The 18795-nt window shown below is 65.5% G+C and carries 20 protein-coding genes; 6 read left to right on the forward strand and 14 right to left on the reverse strand.

Translation table 11 applies throughout. The annotated features are described in order from the left end of the window. Positions 1–26: 26 nt before the first annotated feature. The 4 genes from ASF00_RS11260 to rpsU all read right to left on the reverse strand — a co-directional run bounded on the left by ASF00_RS11260 (position 27) and on the right by rpsU (position 2040). Positions 27–209, reverse strand: coding sequence for a hypothetical protein (locus tag ASF00_RS11260; protein WP_055878567.1), 183 nt, complete (start codon positions 207–209; stop codon positions 27–29). 53 nt (positions 210–262) lie between these two features. Next, positions 263–979, reverse strand: a complete 717-nt coding sequence (locus tag ASF00_RS11265) for a Crp/Fnr family transcriptional regulator (RefSeq protein WP_055878570.1) — start codon at positions 977–979, stop codon at positions 263–265. Positions 980–1108: 129 nt separating this feature from the next. Continuing rightward, positions 1109–1684, reverse strand: coding sequence for an FKBP-type peptidyl-prolyl cis-trans isomerase (locus ASF00_RS11270; RefSeq protein ID WP_055878575.1), 576 nt, complete (start codon positions 1682–1684; stop codon positions 1109–1111). 149 nt (positions 1685–1833) lie between these two features. After that, positions 1834–2040 carry a 30S ribosomal protein S21 gene (rpsU, locus tag ASF00_RS11275; protein WP_055878578.1) on the reverse strand — a complete coding sequence of 69 codons (207 nt, stop codon included), beginning with the start codon at positions 2038–2040 and terminating at the stop codon, positions 1834–1836. 184 nt (positions 2041–2224) lie between these two features. Between rpsU and cysS the strand changes: the two genes are divergently transcribed. Beyond that, positions 2225–3652, forward strand: coding sequence for a cysteine--tRNA ligase (gene cysS, locus ASF00_RS11280; protein ID WP_055878581.1), 1428 nt, complete (start codon positions 2225–2227; stop codon positions 3650–3652). Positions 3653–3656: 4 nt separating this feature from the next. Here the strand turns inward: cysS and ASF00_RS11285 are convergent, their stop codons facing one another. From ASF00_RS11285 to ASF00_RS11325, 9 genes are all read right to left on the reverse strand, one after another. Next, positions 3657–4598 (reverse strand): DUF979 domain-containing protein, encoded by a 942-nt coding sequence (locus ASF00_RS11285; protein ID WP_055878584.1) that lies wholly within the window; start codon positions 4596–4598, stop codon positions 3657–3659. Further along, positions 4595–5248: a DUF969 domain-containing protein gene (locus ASF00_RS11290; RefSeq protein WP_055878588.1), complete on the reverse strand. Its 654-nt coding sequence runs from the start codon at positions 5246–5248 to the stop codon at positions 4595–4597. Before ASF00_RS11290 ends, ASF00_RS11285 begins: the two co-directional genes overlap by 4 nt. A gap of 5 nt (positions 5249–5253) precedes the next feature. Beyond that, complete coding sequence (gene bla, locus ASF00_RS11295; protein WP_235525755.1) at positions 5254–6114, reverse strand: subclass B3 metallo-beta-lactamase; 861 nt, start codon at positions 6112–6114, stop codon at positions 5254–5256. After that, on the reverse strand, positions 6105–7661 hold the full coding sequence (gene guaA / locus ASF00_RS11300; RefSeq protein WP_055878592.1) for a glutamine-hydrolyzing GMP synthase: 1557 nt from the start codon (positions 7659–7661) through the stop codon (positions 6105–6107). The genes bla and guaA overlap by 10 nt, the downstream gene beginning before the upstream one ends. Positions 7662–7754: 93 nt before the next feature. Beyond that, the gene (rplQ, locus tag ASF00_RS11305; protein WP_055878595.1) at positions 7755–8177 is read right to left on the reverse strand and encodes a 50S ribosomal protein L17; all 423 of its coding nucleotides are present in this window, start codon (positions 8175–8177) and stop codon (positions 7755–7757) included. A gap of 252 nt (positions 8178–8429) precedes the next feature. Then, the gene (locus ASF00_RS11310; RefSeq protein ID WP_031395236.1) at positions 8430–9500 is read right to left on the reverse strand and encodes a DNA-directed RNA polymerase subunit alpha; all 1071 of its coding nucleotides are present in this window, start codon (positions 9498–9500) and stop codon (positions 8430–8432) included. 100 nt (positions 9501–9600) lie between these two features. After that, the gene (rpsK, locus tag ASF00_RS11315; RefSeq protein WP_031395237.1) at positions 9601–9990 is read right to left on the reverse strand and encodes a 30S ribosomal protein S11; all 390 of its coding nucleotides are present in this window, start codon (positions 9988–9990) and stop codon (positions 9601–9603) included. Between the two features lie 84 nt (positions 9991–10074). After that, positions 10075–10443 (reverse strand): 30S ribosomal protein S13, encoded by a 369-nt coding sequence (gene rpsM / locus ASF00_RS11320; RefSeq protein WP_055878599.1) that lies wholly within the window; start codon positions 10441–10443, stop codon positions 10075–10077. A 155-nt stretch (positions 10444–10598) separates the two neighbouring features. Then, complete coding sequence (locus ASF00_RS11325) at positions 10599–10844, reverse strand: hypothetical protein (RefSeq protein WP_055878602.1); 246 nt, start codon at positions 10842–10844, stop codon at positions 10599–10601. A gap of 424 nt (positions 10845–11268) precedes the next feature. On the opposite strand from ASF00_RS11325, the gene ASF00_RS11330 reads away from it, so the two are divergent. Beyond that, the gene (locus ASF00_RS11330; RefSeq protein ID WP_055878605.1) at positions 11269–12156 is read left to right on the forward strand and encodes a hypothetical protein; all 888 of its coding nucleotides are present in this window, start codon (positions 11269–11271) and stop codon (positions 12154–12156) included. A gap of 41 nt (positions 12157–12197) precedes the next feature. On the opposite strand, the gene mutL is transcribed toward ASF00_RS11330, so the two are convergent. Continuing rightward, positions 12198–14000, reverse strand: a complete 1803-nt coding sequence (gene mutL / locus ASF00_RS11335; RefSeq protein ID WP_055878609.1) for a DNA mismatch repair endonuclease MutL — start codon at positions 13998–14000, stop codon at positions 12198–12200. Between the two features lie 152 nt (positions 14001–14152). Here mutL and ASF00_RS11340 point away from each other — a divergent pair, with 152 nt between their 5' ends. The 4 genes from ASF00_RS11340 (at position 14153) to mrdA (ending at position 18785) form a co-directional block, all read left to right on the forward strand. Continuing rightward, entirely contained in the window at positions 14153–15196 is a 1044-nt protein-coding gene (locus ASF00_RS11340) for a rod shape-determining protein (protein ID WP_055878614.1), read from the forward strand. A gap of 106 nt (positions 15197–15302) precedes the next feature. Then, a complete protein-coding gene (gene mreC / locus ASF00_RS11345) occupies positions 15303–16175 on the forward strand; it encodes a rod shape-determining protein MreC (RefSeq protein ID WP_055878617.1) in 873 nt (290 codons plus the stop codon). 10 nt (positions 16176–16185) lie between these two features. Continuing rightward, the gene (gene mreD / locus ASF00_RS11350) at positions 16186–16716 is read left to right on the forward strand and encodes a rod shape-determining protein MreD (RefSeq protein WP_055878622.1); all 531 of its coding nucleotides are present in this window, start codon (positions 16186–16188) and stop codon (positions 16714–16716) included. Beyond that, positions 16713–18785, forward strand: a complete 2073-nt coding sequence (gene mrdA, locus ASF00_RS11355) for a penicillin-binding protein 2 (protein ID WP_055878626.1) — start codon at positions 16713–16715, stop codon at positions 18783–18785. Before mreD ends, mrdA begins: the two co-directional genes overlap by 4 nt. Positions 18786–18795: the final 10 nt, after the last annotated feature.

Raw genomic sequence — 18795 nt, forward strand, 5'->3', positions numbered from 1 at the left:
TTTGGCCGATGACGCATGCCCGCCGCTCAATCCAGTGGTGGCTCCTCGATCGTTTGACCGGCAGCGCGCTCCGCCGCTGCGATCAACCGACGGCCGGTTTCAGCCGCGGCCTCAGGTGTCATGGTGATCGCGACCCCATCGGGTCCGTCGAGCGTCACGATTCCGCCCTCCGCCGAGGCAACACCAGGGAGGATTTGGGGCTTCAACATGATCGGCTCTCCAGGCTTCGGTGCCATTGGCGATCGCATGCTGCGGGTCGCAGTCAGTCGCTTTTGGACCCGTAGAGGTATTGCGGTTCGAATTCAGCAACGGCTTCGAGCGCTTTACGATCCAGGATCCGCGCCTCACCTGCCTTGAACGTCAGCAAATTTTTCTCGCGGAGCGACCGAAGCACGCGATTGACGTGCACCCCGGTCAGCCCACTCGCTTCCGCCAGGTCGGGCTGCGTCATCGGCAGTATGAAACGGCCATCTGCAGCCATCCCGACCATCTCAAGTTTGACGTTGAGTTCGCAGAACAGATGCGCGATCCGCCCCTCGGCACCAAGGCGACCAAGCCGGAAAATCCATTCCCGGTGCATCGCCGCGTCGAGAAGGGTACTGAACCAGAGTTTTTGCGTGAGGTGCGGATAGCGTTCGGTGATGCCCTGCAGCGTCCGGTGATCGTAACACGCGATCTTCACCGGTCCGAGCGTCGCGATGTCGTGATCGAGCCGTTTCATCGGAAAGGCATGGAGATCGACAAAGTCGCCCGGCACATGCACCGCGACCAGCTGACGCTGCCCCTCGCGGTCGTCCATATACCGGCAGACGAACCCGTCGATCAGAAGCGTGCTTGTGTCGATGAGGTCACCCGCGCGGACCAGTTGTTTGCGCGCGGCGACGTGCAGGACCGAACCGATACCGTCTTCCAGCACCTGCTTTTCTTCGTTGCTCAACTCATGGCGACCGCGCCCCATGAGAAACTTTTCCGAGATCATCCACGCCCCCTCTTCGTTCGACCTCGTAACGCGGTCGAACCTAGAAGAACAGACCGGGACTCGTACTGATCCATATCAGCGCAGCCGAACATCCCCATCAAAGACGTGCTTTGGTAACCGTCGCAAGAATCAGGGGCGAACAGGCATAGCGCTCGGCGCACCGGGTGCACCCGGCATGCCGCGCTGCTGCATCTGCGCCTGTGCCTGCATCTGCTGAACAACGCTCTGTGGCAGGAAATCAAGCAGCTCGACGTCGAACACGAGGGTCGAGTTCGCCGGGATCGGCCCCGTGGCCTTATCGCCATACCCAAGCGACGGCTTCAACCAGAACCGATACTTGGCCCCCTTAGGCATCAACTTGAGCGCCTCGGAGAAGCCAGGAACCACGCCGGTGACGGGCATCGGCGTCGGCTGTTGCGACTTGTCGAAGGTCGTACCGTTGAGCAGCTTGCCCTCGTAATTGACGAGAGCCACGTCCGCGTCGGTAGGCTTTGCCGCGCCGGGCTTACCGGGCGAGATGACCTTGTATTGCAGCCCCGATGCGGTGACGGCAACGCCGCGTGCCCGTGCGTTGCGCGCTAACGGGTCATCGCCCTGTCGCGCGAGCGCAACCGCGGCAACCAGCGCCAGCGCGATGCCGACCCACAAATAGACGAGATAGCTGCGCTTGGTGGGCTGCAGCGGCACGGCGGTGACGGTCGACATCGGATCAAGCCCCGGTCATCTGGTCACGCCGGAGCGCCGCGCGTGCCGTTGTTAAAATCTTGTGACTGAATCACGACGGGGCTGCCGATTAGCGACAACCCCGTAGATCGGATCCCGAAGCTCGATCACGAGCACGGGATCAATGCGTATTACCGCGCGCCGTCGCGCTCAGCGCGCTTGCGGTCGAGCTTACGCGAGCGACGGATCGCTGCTGCACGCTCGCGCGCACGCTTCTCGGACGGCTTCTCGTAGTGGCGGCGCAACTTCATCTCGCGATACACGCCTTCGCGCTGCAGCTTCTTCTTGAGCGCGCGAAGGGCCTGGTCGACGTTGTTGTCGCGTACGATGATCTGCATAAACCCGTTTAGCTCCGGTCGAATAGATTTAGCCGTCGCGAATAGGTCCGCGCCGCATGAACCCGGGGCCCTATCAGCGTGCGTCCCGGGTTTCAAGCCAAACCCGCCGAGTCGCATGGATAAGCTGCACAAACGATACGCTGCGCGATTTGCGAGACCCGGACCGGACCGCTAGGAGCAGCGAATGACCCGCACCCCCCTTACGCTTTACAACAGTCTCTCGCGCGAACTCGAGACGTTCCGGCCGATCGATCCGGCCGATGTCGGCATCTATTCGTGCGGCCCGACGGTCTACAACTATGCGCATATCGGCAATCTTCGGGCCTATGTGTTCACCGACACGCTCAGCCGTGTCCTGACGTGGAAGGGGTATCATCTCACCCACATCATCAACATCACCGATGTCGGGCATTTGACGTCGGACGCGGACATCGGCGACGACAAGATGGAGGCGGCGGCGCGCGCGAGCGGGCAGGATATCTGGGCGATCGCGAAACACTATACGGACGCGTTCAAGCAAAACCTCGTCGACCTGCACATTCGCGCCCCGACCCGGTTTCCGCTGGCCACCGATCACATCCCCGAGATGATCGCGTTTGCCGAGGCGATCACCGAGCGGCATTGCTATGTCCTGCCCGACGGTCTGTATTTCGATACGACGACGGTGCCCGACTATGGCCGCCTCGCGCGATCGCAGGACGATACGGGCGAGAGCCGGATCGATCCGGTCGAGGGCAAGCGCCACCCGCAGGACTTTGCGATCTGGCGGACGTCGGCGCCGGGCGAGAACCGGCAGATGGAATGGGATTCGCCCTGGGGTCGCGGTGCGCCCGGCTGGCATCTCGAATGCTCGGTGATGAGCAAGAAGTATCTCGGCGCGACATTCGACATCCACACCGGCGGGATCGATCACCGCGAGATCCACCATCCCAACGAGATCGCGCAGAACCAGGCGCATTGCGACTGCGGCGACACCGGCGCGACGCTGTGGATGCACAACAACTTCCTGGTCGAACGCTCGGGCAAGATGTCCAAGTCTGGCGGCGCATTCACCACGCTGAAGACGCTGGTCGACCGGGGCTTCCACCCGCTCGCCTACCGGCTGATGTGCCTCCAGGCGCACTATCGCAGCGAACTGGAATTCTCGTGGGAGAATTTGGCTGCCGCGCAAACCCGCCTGAAGCGGCTGGCGATCACAGTCGATGCGTTGCGCGGCCGGCCTGCGGGCGGCCCGTCGGGTAACGCGTTTGCCTATCGCGACCGGCTCGACGCCGCGGTATCGGACGATCTGTCGACGCCCCGCGCGCTGCCAATCCTCGACGAGATGCTTGGCGACAAGCGCGTCGCGCCGGCAGACCGGCTGGCGGCGCTGGTCGATTTCGACGCGGTGTTGGGGCTCGATCTCGCGTCGATCCGCCGCGAAGACCTCCGCGTCCGCCCGGTATCGGCGACGCTCGACGAGGCGACGATCGCGGACCGCCTCGACGAGCGGAGGGCAGCGCGTGCGGCGAAGGACTTCCCGCGCTCCGACGCGATCCGCGACGAACTGGCGGCGGCGGGCGTCGAGGTCATGGACGGCGATCCGCTCGGCTGGGACTGGAAACTGGGCTGACGCCTCAGCGAAAGCCCAGCCAGTAGAGCAGGCCGATATTGACCGCGAGCAACGGCAGCGCCGTCGGCACCTGCGCGCGGATGACGGCGTTCTTGTTCTTGAGGTCTAGCAGCGCGGCGGGGACGAGATTGAAGTTCGCCGCCATCGGCGTCATCAGCGTGCCGCAGAACCCGCTGAGCATGCCGATCGCCGCAACGACGGCGGGGTCGCCGCCATAGTGCCGGACAAGCAGCGGGATCCCGATCGCCGCCGCCATCACCGGGAACGCCGCGAACGCGTTGCCCATGATCATCGTGAACAACGCCATGCCCAGCGTATAGGCGAGGACCGCGCCGATCAGGCTGTTATCGGGGATCGCATGGCCCGCCAGCCCGCCGACGACGTCCCCGACGCCCGCCAGCGCGAAGACCGCGCCGAGGCTTGCCAGCATCTGCGGGAGGACGGCCGCCCAACCGATCGCATCCATCACCCGCAGACCTTCCGCCAGTGGCGTGGCGAGCCGCGGGCGGAACCAGGCCAGCATTGCGATCAGCGCGATCAGGACGCCGCAGGTCAGCGCGACGAGCGTCGCCTGCTTCGGATCGACGAGGCTCGGCACCGCGCGGAACAGCACCGTGCCGCCCAGCGCCGCGGCCGGGATGATCAGCGCGGGGAGGAATATCCGGTTGCCGAGCCGTGCGGCGTCGTCCCGTCTCGCGTCGAGCGAGGTGGTCGCCCGCCCGCCCCGCCCCATCGCGCCCGAGCCTGCGATCGCGACGAGCGCCAGGACGAGGACGCCATTGCCGACGTCGCCCAGCCGCCCGCCGAGCAGGAAGCTGATCGCCAGCACCGCATAGAACGCCGCATTGCCAAGACGTTTGGGATTGGTGCGATCGGTCGCGCTCAGCACCGCGAACGCCGCGAACATCAGCCCTGCAACCGTGTAGATGAAGCCGGTGCCTATCACGCCGCGCGCGCCAGTCGGCAGTCGAGCAGCCAGAGGCGGAACCCGTGGATCACGAACGCAGCGATTGCGGTCGGAATCGCCCACATCGACAGATGCAGCGGCTGGATGACGATGCCATAGCCCTCCAGCACGCCCTTCATCAGCAGGATCGAACCGATCGCGATGAAGATGTCCTCGCCGAAGAACAGCCCGATATTGTCGGTCGCCGCGGCCATCGCCGGTATGCGGTCGCCGCCCGACGGGAGTCCTTGCGCTTCCGCGGCCGCTTCGGCCATCGGCGCGACGAGCGGGCGGACGCTCTGCGCCGGGCCGGCGATCGACGTCAGGCCGAGCGCCGCGGTCAACTGGCGAAACAGCAGATAGCCGATCAGCAGCCGCCCGACCGTCGCGCCCCTGAGCTTGCCGATCGCGAGCCGCGCGCGCTCCTGCAATCCGTGGCGTTCGAGCATCCCGATCACCGGCAGCACGAGGTAGATCACCGTGACATAGCGGTTCTCGTTGAACGCCTTGCCGAACGCCGCGAGAATCGCGAGCGGTGCGATCCCCGCGGCAAGCCCCGTGACCAGCGCGGCGACCGCGACCACGAGCAGCGGATTGAACCGGAGCAGGAAGCCAGCGACGATGACCGCGATACCGCACAGGACCAGCATGGCGTCTAGCGCGCCTGCCTGGCGAGATCGGCATCGAACCCGGCTTTGGCCTTCGCGACGATCCTGGGCAGCAATGTCGGATCGACGAACGCGGTCGCGTCGCCCGCCGCGCGGCGCCGACCGCGTGCGATCACGTCGGCGAGTTCGGGGTGCGACGGCAGGACGATGTCGGCGTGCAACGTGCCGAGCATCGCGATGCTGCGGCGATAGTCGGCGACGATGCCGGGATAGGCACGGTTGCCGATCAGCCGATTGCCCGCGACGCTGACGCTGCACGGGAAGACGACGTCGAGCGCGCGCGGCTGAGCAGGAATCCGCATCGTCCAGGTCGTGCAGCCGGGGGTATGGCCAGGCGTCGCGCGTGCGGTCAGCGTGACGTTGCCGAGCGTCACCGTATCGCGATCGCGAACGCCGCGATCGACGGGGACCGCGGGGAAGCGGATGACGCCGTAGTTCGTCTCGCCCGGCGGTATCCCGGTTTCGAGCGCGCGGACATCGCCGATGCCAGCAACGACGCGCGCGCCGGTCGCGCGCTTGAGCGCGGCCACGCCGGCCGCATGATCGAAATGCGCGTGCGTGACGAGGATCAGCTTCACGTCGCGGAGGCGGACACCCGCCGCGACGATGTTGCGCCCGATCATCCCCGCATTCTCTGCCAGCGTCCCGTCGATCAGGATCGCGCCTGCGGGCGTCTTGATCAAATAGGCCGCGATGCCTTCGCTACCGACATAAGTGATCGGACCGGCGACAGCGAACGGCGCCTGCGCGCGCGTCCAGGCGGGCGGATCCGCCGCGCCGAGCAACAGCGGCGCGCTGGCGACGATCGCCAGCGCGCCGAACGATGGTCGTGCTCGTCTTATTCCCACTCGATCGTGCCGGGCGGCTTCGAGGTGTAGTCGTAGGTGACGCGATTGATGCCCTTCACCTCGTTGATGATCCGCGTTGCGACTCGCGGCAGGAAGTCGCCGGGGAATTGGAACGCCTGCGCGGTCATGCCGTCGGTCGACGTTACCGCGCGCAGCGCCAGCACGTTGTCATAGGTGCGGCCGTCGCCCATCACGCCGACGCTGCGCACCGGCAGCAGCACCGCGAACGCCTGCCAGATCGTGTCGTAGAGACCCGCCGCGCGGATCTCCTCGAGATAGATCGCATCCGCCTTGCGCAGGATGTCGCAGCGTTCCTTGGTGACTTCGCCAGGGATGCGGATCGCGAGGCCGGGTCCCGGGAAAGGGTGACGGCCGACGAAGATCTCGGGCAGACCCAGCTCGCGCCCCAGCGCGCGGACCTCGTCCTTGAACAGCTCGCGCAACGGCTCGACGAGCTTCATGTTCATCCGCTCGGGAAGACCACCGACATTGTGGTGGCTCTTGATCGTCACCGACGGACCGCCGGTGAAGCTGACGCTCTCGATCACGTCGGGATACAGCGTCCCCTGCGCGAGGAACTCCGCGCCGCCCAGTTTCTTCGCCTCCGCATCGAACACGTCGATGAAGGTCTTGCCGATGAACTTACGCTTCAGCTCCGGGTCGGTGATACCGGCGAGGCCGCTGAGGAATAACTCCTCGACGTTCACATGGATCAGCGGGATGTTGTACGCGCCGCGGAACAGGCTGACGACCTGCTCGCTCTCGCCCGCGCGCATCAGCCCGTGATCGACATAGACGCAGGTGAGCTGCTCGCCGATCGCCTCGTGAATCAGTACTGCCGCGACCGCCGAGTCGACGCCGCCCGACAGCCCGCAGATGACTCGGCCCGTGCCGACCTGCGCGCGAATCTCGGCGATCTTGGTCTCGCGGAACTCGGCCATCGTCCAGTCGCCGCTGAGCCCGCAGACGTGCCGCGCGAAGTTCGCGATCAGCTTGCCACCGTCCGGCGTGTGGACGACCTCGGGGTGGAACTGCACGCCGTAGAAGCGCCGCGTCTCGTCGGCGACGATCGCATAGGGCGCGCCGGTCGAGGTGGCGACGGGGGTGAAGCCCGGCGGGATCGCGTCGACCTTGTCACCGTGGCTCATCCAGACCTGGTGGCGTTCGCCCTCGGCCCACAGCCCGTCGAACAACGCGCACGCCGACTTGACCTCGATGAACGCGCTACCGAACTCACCGCCATCGCCCGAGACGATCACGTTGCCGCCGAGCTGCGCGGACATGACCTGCTGGCCGTAGCAGATGCCGAGGATCGGGATTCCCGCCTCGAAGAAGCGCTGCGGCACGCGGGGGGAATTCTCCGCGGTGACCGACGCGGGGCCGCCCGAGAGGATGATGCCCTTGGGCTGCATCCGGTCGAACGCGGCCTCGGCGGACTGGAAGGGGGCGATCTCGCTATAGACGCCAGCCTCGCGCACGCGGCGGGCGATCAGCTGGGTTACCTGGCTGCCGAAATCGACGATGAGAATGCTGTCTGGGTGCTCCATGTCGGGCGCATAGCCGGATGGGACCCGTAACGAAAGAGGCCGCGCCTCCCGGATGGGAAACGCGGCCTGCAATTCGATCTTACGAGGCGGGGATTATGCCGCTTCGTTGTAATCCTCGTCCGACATCACCGGACCCGAATCCTGGCCCTTCGCCGAGACGTCGCGATCGACGAACTCGATGACCGCCATCGGCGAGGCGTCCGACATGCGGATGCCGGCCTTGATGACGCGGGTGTAACCACCGTTGCGATCCGCATAACGGGTCGCCAGAACGTCGAACAGCTTGATCAGCTGTGCGTCGTCGAGCAACCGGCCGTGCGCGAGACGACGGTTGGACAGGCCACCCTTCTTCGCGAGCGTGATCAGCTTCTCGATGTAAGGACGCAGTTCCTTCGCCTTGGCGACGGTGGTGGTGATCTGCTCGTGCTTGATGAGCGCAGCGCTCATGTTACGGAACAGAGCAAGACGGTGGGCCGAGGTCCGCTGAAGCTTACGGCCGCCTACGCGATGGCGCATGTTTAATACCTTTTCGTTCGTTCAGGGGCCGTATGAGGTACCCGGGAGCTGGTCGCCGTTAAGGCCGTCGACCGATGCCTTCGTAAAGACGACAAGGACGGGTTCCGTCAATCACGAAACCCGCGCCCTGCCCGCTTTGTCTCCAGCCGGATGGCGACCCGGCAAAGCCGTGTCGTCGGATGGGTCGGTCCAAACCGACCCGCCGGCCGGGCTGTCTGGTCTCCGGTGCAGCGTGGCTGCACCGGCGCCAGATCAGCCCATGATTTCCTGCTCGAGCTTCTTGGCCATCTCTTCGATGTTCTCAGGCGGCCAGCCGGGGATTTCCATCCCCAGGCGAAGACCCATCGACGACAGCACTTCCTTGATTTCGTTCAAGGACTTGCGGCCGAAGTTAGGCGTACGCAGCATCTCGGCTTCGGTCTTGCCGACCAGATCGCCGATATAGATAATGTTGTCGTTCTTGAGGCAGTTCGCCGAACGCACCGACAGCTCCAACTCGTCGACCTTCTTGAGAAGATACCGGTTGATCTGCTGCGTATCGCCTGCGGGCTCCGCACCACCGGCAGCGGGTGCTGCCTGGCCGATCGGGGCCGACGAACGCGTCACCGACGAATCGTCGAAGTGGACGAACAGCGCGAGCTGATCCTGGAGAATGCGACCGGCATAGCCGACTGCGTCTTCCGGGGTGATCGTGCCGTCGGTTTCGATCGTCAGCGTCAGCTTGTCGTAATCCAGGTCCTGACCGACGCGGGTCGGGTCGACCTTGTACGATACCTGCCGTACCGGCGAGTACAGCGCATCGACCGGGATCAGACCGATCGGCGCATCGGCCGGGCGGTTTGCGGTCGCGGGCACATAGCCCTTACCGATGTCGGCGGTCAGCTCCATGTTGAGCGTCGCACCCTCATCCAGGTGACAGATCACGAGATCCTTGTTCATGATCTCGATGTCGCCCGAGACGGCGATGTCGCCGGCCTTGACTTCACCCGGACCCGTTGCCGAGAGCTGGAGGCGCTTGGGCCCCTCGCCCTGCATGCGGATCGCGATCTGCTTCACGTTGAGGACGATGTCGGTCACGTCCTCGCGGACGCCGGCCAGGCTCGAGAACTCATGCAGCACGTTCTCGATCTTGATCGAGGTAACGGCCGCGCCCTGCAGCGACGAGAGCAACACGCGACGCAGCGCGTTGCCGAGCGTCAGGCCGAAGCCACGCTCGAGCGGCTCGGCGATGAAGGTCGCCTTGCGCTTGGTGTCGCCACCGGCCTTTTTCTCCAGGCCGCTGGGCTTCTTGAGTTCCTGCCAGTTCTTTGCGTTGACAGACACTTGCTTCCCCTAATTTGGGGGCCGGCGAAAAGGACTTCCGCCGGCCGTTAAAATGCACCCGTGCCGCGCGATCAACCGCGCACGGGCAACGTCGGAGAAATCAGACGCGACGACGCTTCGAAGGACGAACGCCGTTGTGCGGGATCGAGGTCACGTCGCGGATCGACGTGATCTGGAAACCGACGGCCTGAAGCGCGCGCAGTGCCGATTCGCGACCCGAGCCTGGGCCCTTGACCTCGACTTCGATCGTGCGGACGCCGTGCTCGGCGGCCTTCTTGCCGGCGTCTTCCGCTGCGACCTGCGCCGCGTACGGAGTGGACTTGCGCGAGCCCTTGAAGCCCATTGCGCCGGCCGACGACCACGAGATCGCGTTGCCCTGGGCATCGGTGATCGTGATCATCGTGTTGTTGAAACTGGCGTTAACGTGCGCGACGCCAGAGGTGATGTTCTTGCGCTCGCGCCGCTTAATGCGCTGAGGTTCGCGTGCCATGAGGTATTTCCTGACCTGTATCTGCGTGACGCCGGGCGGCCCGTTGGGACCAGCGCCGGCGGAGTAATCCATTAAAAAAGTGGATTACTTCTTCTTACCGGCGATCGGCTTGGCCTTGCCCTTGCGGGTGCGCGCATTGGTATGCGTGCGCTGGCCGCGGACCGGCAGGCCCTTGCGGTGACGCAGGCCACGATAGCAGGCGAGATCCATCAGGCGCTTGATGTTCATCGACGTCTGGCGGCGCAGATCGCCCTCGACGGTGTGATCGGCGTCGATCGTCTCGCGGATGTGCAGGACTTCCTGGTCGGTCAGGTCCTGGACACGCGCCGTGTCGGCGATGCCGAGCTTCGTGATGATTTCCTTGGCCTTGGTCGAACCGATGCCGTGGATATAGGTCAGCGCGATCACCACGCGCTTGTTGGTCGGGATATTAACACCCGCGATACGTGCCATGAACTTGGTTCTCCTGCTCCACGAGGTCCGGCATGGCTGCACGGCCCTCATCTCCTAGCGATGATCCGAAACGCACGATAACGGCGAACGCGAATACGCGCCGCCGGGAACCGTCGTGTCGGGGAAAAATCAGGTAGGCGCGGGCAAACGCGCTGTCAAGCGAGCGGTTCCGCATGGAGCGGCACGGACTGACGCATCTTGAGCCAGCGACGGAACGAGACGATCGTCCAGATGACCTCGACCACGCCGAACGGCCACGCACCCTGGAGGAAGCCGTAGATCGAGCCAAGCACGCAGCCAAATGCAAAGCCGAGCGTCCACCAGTGCGTGCCGGCTTCCTTGGCATAGCATAGCAGGGTGAACGACACCGCGGCCAGGCCGAATAGGGAAAGGGGGTCCATCAGCTGCTTTTGCAGCGAACAGCATCTGATTGCTACGGCCATTTGGCAGGACCGAACCGGACCCAACCTTTCAAAGGGTGATGCGCATAGCGCCAAGCGAACGGCAAGCGCACATAATATTAATACCCAAAACTGGGTAACATTGACCACCGATTTACTAAAAAAGAAACACGGCAACTACCATGGAAAGATCCTATCATGATGACATTGAGCAGGATGGCCAACAGCTTTAGAAATCCGGGGGGATCATTTCATGGGAAAGTCTTCGATAATCGGCGTCGCGGGATTTGCACTTGGCGCACTTGGTGGGTGTGGCTCAGACGGCGGCAAGGGGAATGGTTCCATTGACCTGACACCCGCACCGACGCCCTCACCGACGCCGACGCCCGCCCCTACACCTACGCCAACTCCGACGCCCACCCCCATGATCAGCTATACAGTGCCGACGTTTTTGTCCGCGACAGGGTCGGTGACACTCGATAACTATCCGGGCTTTGGCATCCGTCTGGTCGATACGCAGACGACCGGCACCGGGACGATCGTCCATCACCCGGTTGCAACGATCCAGTCCGACGAGAGTGTGGTCGGCATCGACGTCGCGCCGACTACGACGCCTGGCGACGGGATCTTCACTGCACGGTACGAAACCGACGTGTTGCAAGGCCGTATCCGGATCGGCCAATCGGCCCGTTCCAGTGTCACGACGTACAGCTATTCTAATGCGATCACCGTACCCGCGGCAGCCGCCACCTTGACCGGCGGCGTCACGACCGGGACAGGCGACGATTATGTCGGCTATTATACGTGGTTAGCGCCAGCCGGTGCCACAGCCGGCGCGAGTATCACGCTGCGCCATGTCTTCTACGGCCCGAAGACGCAACGGACGGACCTGCCCACGACCGGGTCCGCGCAGTTCTCGCAGGTGAGCCGAGAGACCAGCTATTTCGACCTTTACACGGTCACCCCCGACCAAGGCATCGCCAGTTTTGGCGATCAGTTCGCCCTTAAGGTCGACTGGCCGACGCGAACAATAACGGGAACGCTGCGGCAGATTTCGCACGTGCCTGCGGTGGCTGGTCCTCATTATTATCTGCGCTTCTCAGGCAGCTTCAGCGCTACAACCGGCTTAGTCACGGGACAGGTCTACGAGGTCGCAGCGGATACGACCACACCCGTCGCGAGCGGCTATTCCGGTGATTTCGCCGCCAATTTCTACGGCCCCGCCGCCAAAGGCCTCGGCATGGTGTTTCGACTGGGAAGGTCCGACGGCACGGTCGTCATTGCTCGCGGTATTGGCCATCAAGGGACCTGATCGACGCGTTTAGGTCGGTGGACCGGTAGGCCCGCCCCCCCCTATTTCCGCCCGAACAGCTTCTCGATGTCGCCATGCGCGAGCTTCACCCAGGTGGGGCGGCCGTGATTGCATTGGCCGGAATGCGGGGTGACTTCCATTTCGCGGAGCAGCGCGTTCATTTCGGGGACCGATAGGATGCGGCCGGCGCGGACCGAGCCGTGACAGGCCATCGTGCCGGCCACCGCGTCGAGGCGCTCCTTTAGCGAAAGCGCCTCATCAAAGGCTGCGAGTTCGTCGGCGAGGTCGGTGACGAGGCCCTTGGGGTCGCTCTGGCCGAGCAACGCCGGCGTTGCGCGCACGAGCATCGCGTGCGGGCCGAAGCGTTCGAGGTCGAGGCCGAACTCCGACAGTTCGTCGGCGCGCGCTTCGAGGCGGTCGCACGCGGATTCGTCCAGCTCGACGACCTCGGGGATCAGCAGCGCCTGGCTGGCGATCGTGCCGCCGTTCAGTGCAGCGCGCATGCGTTCGAGGACGAGGCGTTCATGCGCGGCATGCTGGTCGACGAGGACGAGCCCGTCTTCGGCTTCGGCGACGATGTAGGTTTTCGCGACCTGGCCTCGCGCGACGCCCATCGGGAAGGATGCGGTTTGCGGTGGGGGCGTCCAGGCGGGTTCGGCTCTTGCCTGTGGGGGCGCGGCGAAGAAGGTGGGGCGGGCGTCGTTGACGGCGCCGTAGTGGCGATTTTCCAGCGGTAGCCTTTGGGGCGTGCCCTCACCTTCCCATCCGTTTTGCGGACGGGCCCCTTCCTCTCCCCCGGGGGGAGAGGAGGTTTCCTGTTGCCACATCGAGAGGGCGGATTCGGAGGCGCGCTGGCTGCGGTGGCCCGCCGCATCGAGCGCGCGGCGGAGGCCCGAGACGATCAGGCCTCTTACCATCGCGGGGTCGCGGAAGCGGACTTCGGTCTTGGCGGGGTGGACGTTGACGTCGACCTGGTCGGTCGGGATGTCGAGAAACAGCGCGACGACGGCATGGCGGTCGCGCGGGAGCATCTCGGCATAGGCGCCGCGGATCGCGCCCATCAGCAGGCGATCCTTCACGGGCCGGCCGTTGACGAACAGATATTGGTGGTCGGCGATGCCACGATTGTAGGTCGGCAGGCTCGCGACGCCGCCCAGCACGACGCCCTCGCGCTCCAGATCGATCGCCACCGCATTGTCGGCCAGCGCGCGGTCGGTGAGCGTCGCCACCCGGCCCGGCCGATCCTCGACCTGCACCGCCGACAGCGCGCGACGGCCGTCATGCTCGAGCGTAAAGCCGATATCAGGCCGTGCCATCGCGAGGCGGCGGACGACGTCGAGGCAGGCGGCGTATTCGGCGCGGGGGGAGCGGAGGAATTTGCGCCGCGCGGGCACGCGCGCGAACAGGTCCTCGACCACGACGCGCGTGCCGGGCGGCAGCGCGGCGGGGCCTTCGCGCGTGACCTGGCCATTGTCGACGGTCCGCGCCCAGCCTTCGGCGCCGCGGATCCGACTTTCAATCGTCAGCCGTGCGACGCTCGCGATCGAGGGCAACGCCTCGCCGCGAAAACCGAGCGTCACGACCGATTCGATATATTCGTCGGGCAGCTTTGAGGTGGCATGCCGTTCGAGCGCCAGCGCCATGTCGGCCGGAGTCATCCCGCAGCCGTCGTCGGCGACTTCGATCCGCGATGTTCCCCCCTCGACGAGGAGAATCGCGATGCGGCCCGCGCCCGCGTCGATCGCGTTTTCGACTAACTCCTTCAACGCGCTGGCGGGTCTTTCCACCACTTCACCGGCGGCGATGCGATTGACCAGATGCTCGGGAAGACGCCGTATTGACATGGGTTTGCGTCTAGACCAAGCGACGGCATCCCGCGACCCGCAAACGCCCGCTTATTTAGGCACCCGGTGCTCAAAACCACCGGCGGGTCCCGCGAGATGATGTGTGCGAAATGCCGCCCGTCCGGCGGCCAGGATTACGGGACCCTGATTGAATGGCCTTCTACTCGCGTTTCTTCAAGTTCATGTCGCACGACATGGCGATCGACCTCGGCACCGCGAACACCGTCGTCTACGTCCGTGGCCGCGGCATCGTCCTGAACGAGCCGTCGGTGGTCGCGGTCGAGACGATCAACGGGATCAAGCGCGTCAAGGCGGTCGGTGACGACGCCAAGATGATGATGGGCAAAACCCCCGGCAACATCGAGGCGATCCGGCCTTTGCGCGATGGCGTCATCGCGGACATCGACGTCGCCGAGCAGATGATCAAATACTTCATCCAGAAGGTGCACGGCCCCCGCAAGTTCGCGCGCTGGCCCGAGATCGTGATCTGCGTGCCGTCGGGATCGACGAAGGTCGAGCGCCGCGCGATCCGCGATGCCGCGTCGAACGCGGGCGCCTCGCAAGTCTGGCTGATCGAGGAGCCGATGGCCGCGGCGATCGGCGCGGACATGCCGGTGACCGAGCCGATCGGTTCGATGGTCGTCGACATCGGCGGTGGCACGACCGAAGTCGCGGTGCTCTCGCTTCGCGGGCTCGCCTACACGACGTCGGTGCGCGTCGGCGGCGACAAGATGGACGAGGCGATCGTCAGCTATGTCCGCCGCAACCATAACCTGCTGATCGGCGAAGCGACGGCGGAGCGGATCAAGAAGGAGGTCGGCATCGCCAAGCCGCCGGTCGACGGCATCGGCATGATCATCCAGATCAAGGGCCGCGATCTCGTCAACGGCGTCCCGAAAGAGATTCAGATCAACCAGGGCCAGATCGCCGAGGCGCTTAGCGAGCCGGTCGCGACGATCGTCGAGGGCGTCCGCGTCGCGCTCGAGAACACCGCGCCCGAGCTGGCGGCGGACATCGTCGACCAGGGCATCGTGCTCACCGGCGGCGGTGCGTTGCTGCAGGGGCTCGACGAGGTGCTGCGCGACGAAACCGGGCTGCCGGTGACGGTCGCCGAGGACCCGCTGACCTGCGTCGCGCTCGGTACCGGCCGCGCGCTTGAGGATCCGCTGTTCCGCGGCGTGCTGATGAGCGGCTAAGAGGTTGGTTTTGCTGTAAGACACACGGACACGAAATCGCGCCGTCCGAGTCGTGGGGGTAAAGCCCTCCACGCTTCGGCGGCGCCCGAGACAGGGGGACAGGCGCATGGCGCCAGCCCGCGATCGGCGCACGGGGTTTTCCCGGCGCCGGCAATATGGTGTGTTCATGGGCTATGTGCTCGCCGTCGCTGGTGCGGTGGTGGGCTTGGTGCTGCTTGTCGCGTCGACCTTCAATCCGCCTGCCTTTTCCGCGCTGCGGATGGGAGTCGCAGGCCTGACGGCGCCGGTGTCGACTGGGCTTGCGACGGTCGGCTCGGGCATCGCCGGCATCCCCGAGGCGATCGGCCAGTATTTCTTCGTGAAGCAGGAAAACGTCGCGCTCCGAGCGGACCGCGACCGGACGCGCTCGCTGCTGATGCGCGCGCGGACGATCGCGTATGACAATCGCCGGCTGCGCAGCCTGCTCGCGATCCGCGACCGCGCGGCAGAGCCCGTCGTGACCGCGCGGCTGGTCAGCTCGAGCGCGTCGAGCGGTCGGCGCTTCGCGTTGCTCAACGCGGGCCGGTGGAGCGGCGTGAAGCCCGGCATGCCGGTGCGCGGCCCCGACGGGCTGATCGGCCGCGTCGTCGAGACCGGGCCGAACGCGGCGCGCGTGCTGCTGCTCAGTGACGGCGACAGCATCGTCCCCGTCCGCCGCACGCGCGACGGCCTGCCCGCGATCGCGGCCGGGCGCGGCGACGGGATGATCGACATCCGCTCGGTCAACGCGACCAACGTGCGGTTCAACGCGGGCGACCTGTTCGTCACGACCGGCACCGGCGGGATCTACGGCCCTGGCGTGCCCGTCGCGCGCGTGACCAAGGCGGGCTCGGATTCGGTGATGGCGCGAACCTTCGCCGATCCCGACACACTCGATTTCGCGCTGGTCGAGAACGTGTTCATGCCCGTCCCGCCGCCCCGACCAATCGCACAGCCATGAGCGCACAGCGATGAGCCGCCCCCGCGTCGTCGACAGCGTCGATTACAAGCCGTTCGAGACCAAACTGCCCGCCAGCCGCGCGCGCGTCATCCCCTGGGCAACGGTGATGGCGGGATCGCTGATCACGATCATCCCGGTCGTCGCGACGATCCCGCTGCTCCCGCCGTTCGGGTTCGTGATGCTGCTGGCATGGCGCCTGCTGGCGCGGTTCGCGTTCCGGCCATGGGCAGCCGCGCCGCTCGGCTTTTTCGACGATCTCGTCAGCGGCCAGCCGCTCGGCAGCGCGGTGCTGATGTGGTCGCTCGCATTCGTCGCGATCGACATGCTCGAACAGCGCCTCGCCTTTCGGGACCATTGGCAGGACTGGTTCATCGCGAGCGGACTGATCGCGCTGTGCATCATCGTCGGCCGGTTCATCGCGGTCCCGGTCGGCGCGCATGTCGACACGATCCTGATCGCGCAGATCGCTGTCACCATGCTCACCTTCCCGCTGGCCGCGCGCATCGTCGCGGCGATCCAGAACAAGCGTGGTGCCGAATGAGGAGCACGCCGCGGATCGTCACCGAGATGTCGCAGGCGTACAGCTTCTCGCGGCGCGCCTGGATGCTGGGCGCGGCGCAAGGCGGCGTCGGGTTGCTGCTCGCGGGGCGGATGGCATGGCTGTCGATCGCGCAGAACGAGCGCTACACGATGCTGTCCGAAAGCAATCGCGTGAACATGACGCTGTTACCCCCGCGGCGCGGCTGGATCGTCGACCGCCACGGTGTGCCGATCGCCAACAACCGCACCGACTTCCGCGTCGACATCATCCCCGATCGCCTCCGCGACAAGGAGCGCGTCTTGCCGCTGCTCGGCCGCATCCTGCAGCTGCCGCCCGAGGAAGTCGAACGGATCGCGATCGATCTCGACCATGCCGCCGGGTTCCAGCCCGTCCAGGTCGCCGAAAATCTCGATTGGGAGCGGTTCGCGGCGGTCAGCGTCCGGCTACCCGAGCTGCCCGGCGTCGCGCCCACCCGTGGTTTCGCACGCAGCTATCCGGCGGGCGCCGCGGTCGCGCATCTGACCGGCTATGTCGGCGTCCCCAATGCCGAGCAGTATAAGAAGACGCACGACCCGCTGCTCGTCACGCCGGGTTTCAAGCTCGGCAAGGACGGTCTCGAAAAGATGCTCGAGACCGAGCTGCGCGGCGTCGCCGGCGCCAAGCGAGTCGAGGTCACCGCACGCGGCAAGCTAGTCGCCGAACTTGCGACCAAGCCCGACGTGCCGGGCAAGACCGCGCGGCTGACGATCGACGTGGGGCTTCAGGAATATGCCGCGCGGCGGCTCGGCACCAACTCCGGGTCGGTCGTCGTGCTCGACTGCCGGACGGGCGAGATGCTCGCGATGGTGTCGATGCCGGCCTATGATCCGAACAGCTTTTCGGACGGGATCAGCCATCTCGAATGGCAGATGCTCAGCGACGACGATCACGTGCCGCTAATGAACAAGGTGACGCAGGGTCTTTATCCGCCAGGCTCGACCGTCAAGCCGATGAACGGGCTCGCGCTGATGAACGCGGGCGTCGATCCGTCGGCGCGGGTCAATTGTTCCGGCGCGATGCGGCTCGGCACCAGCGTGTTCCATTGCCACAAGAAAAGTGGCCATGGCGCGCTCGATCTTAAGAACGCGATCATGCAAAGCTGTGACATCTATTTCTACGAGATGGCGCGGCGGGTCGGCTACAACGCGATCGCGCCCGTCGCGCGGACGCTCGGGCTCGGGCAGAAGTTCGACCTGCCCTTCTCGACGCAGCGCTACGGCACGGTGCCCGATCCGGCGTGGAAGCTGAAGAAGTACAAGCATGACTGGACCGTGGCGGATTCGCTTAACGCCTCGATCGGCCAGGGCTATGTGCTCGCCAATCCGTTGCAGCTCGCGGTGATGGCGGCGCGGCTCGCATCGGGCCGCGCGTTGCAGCCGAGCATCCTCGCCGATCACGTCCACCGCGATTCCCCTGCCCTCGCGATCGATTCCGAGCATCTTGCGCGTGTCCGCGATGCGATGTTCGGCGTGATCAACCAGGGCGGCACCGGCGGTGCGGCGAAGCTGCTCATTCCCGGTGTCGCGATCGCGGGCAAGACCGGCACCGCGCAGGTCCGCCGCATCACGATGGCCGAACGACGCTCGGGCGTGCTCAAGAACGGGCAGCTGCCGTTCAAGATGCGCGATCACGCGCTGTTCATCGGTTTCGCGCCCGCCGACAACCCGCGCTATGCGCTCGCGGTGGTGCTCGAACATAATGGTCATACCGTGCGCAATCTCGACACGCCGATGATCGGCCGCGACATCATGACCTATATGCTCGACCGCGACCGGGCGCTGAAATCGCTCGCCGAGGTCGAACCGACCTGGGGCGGCGACATCCGCACGCGCATGGCCGCGACCGCGGAGACGTATCGCAAGGCGCAATCCGCGCCGCCCGCGGCGATCGCCACCAAGACCGACGCGATCGTACCGAGCGACGCCCCTGCGGTCGCGAATGCCACGGATATGGCCAACGCGACCCAGGAAGCGCTCACTGCCCCCGGCGCGACCGTGGCCGAAGACGATTCGAGGGACCGCCAGCCATGACCAGCCGCCG

Source organism: Sphingomonas sp. Leaf34 (assembly GCF_001421805.1).
GTDB lineage: Bacteria > Pseudomonadota > Alphaproteobacteria > Sphingomonadales > Sphingomonadaceae > Sphingomonas.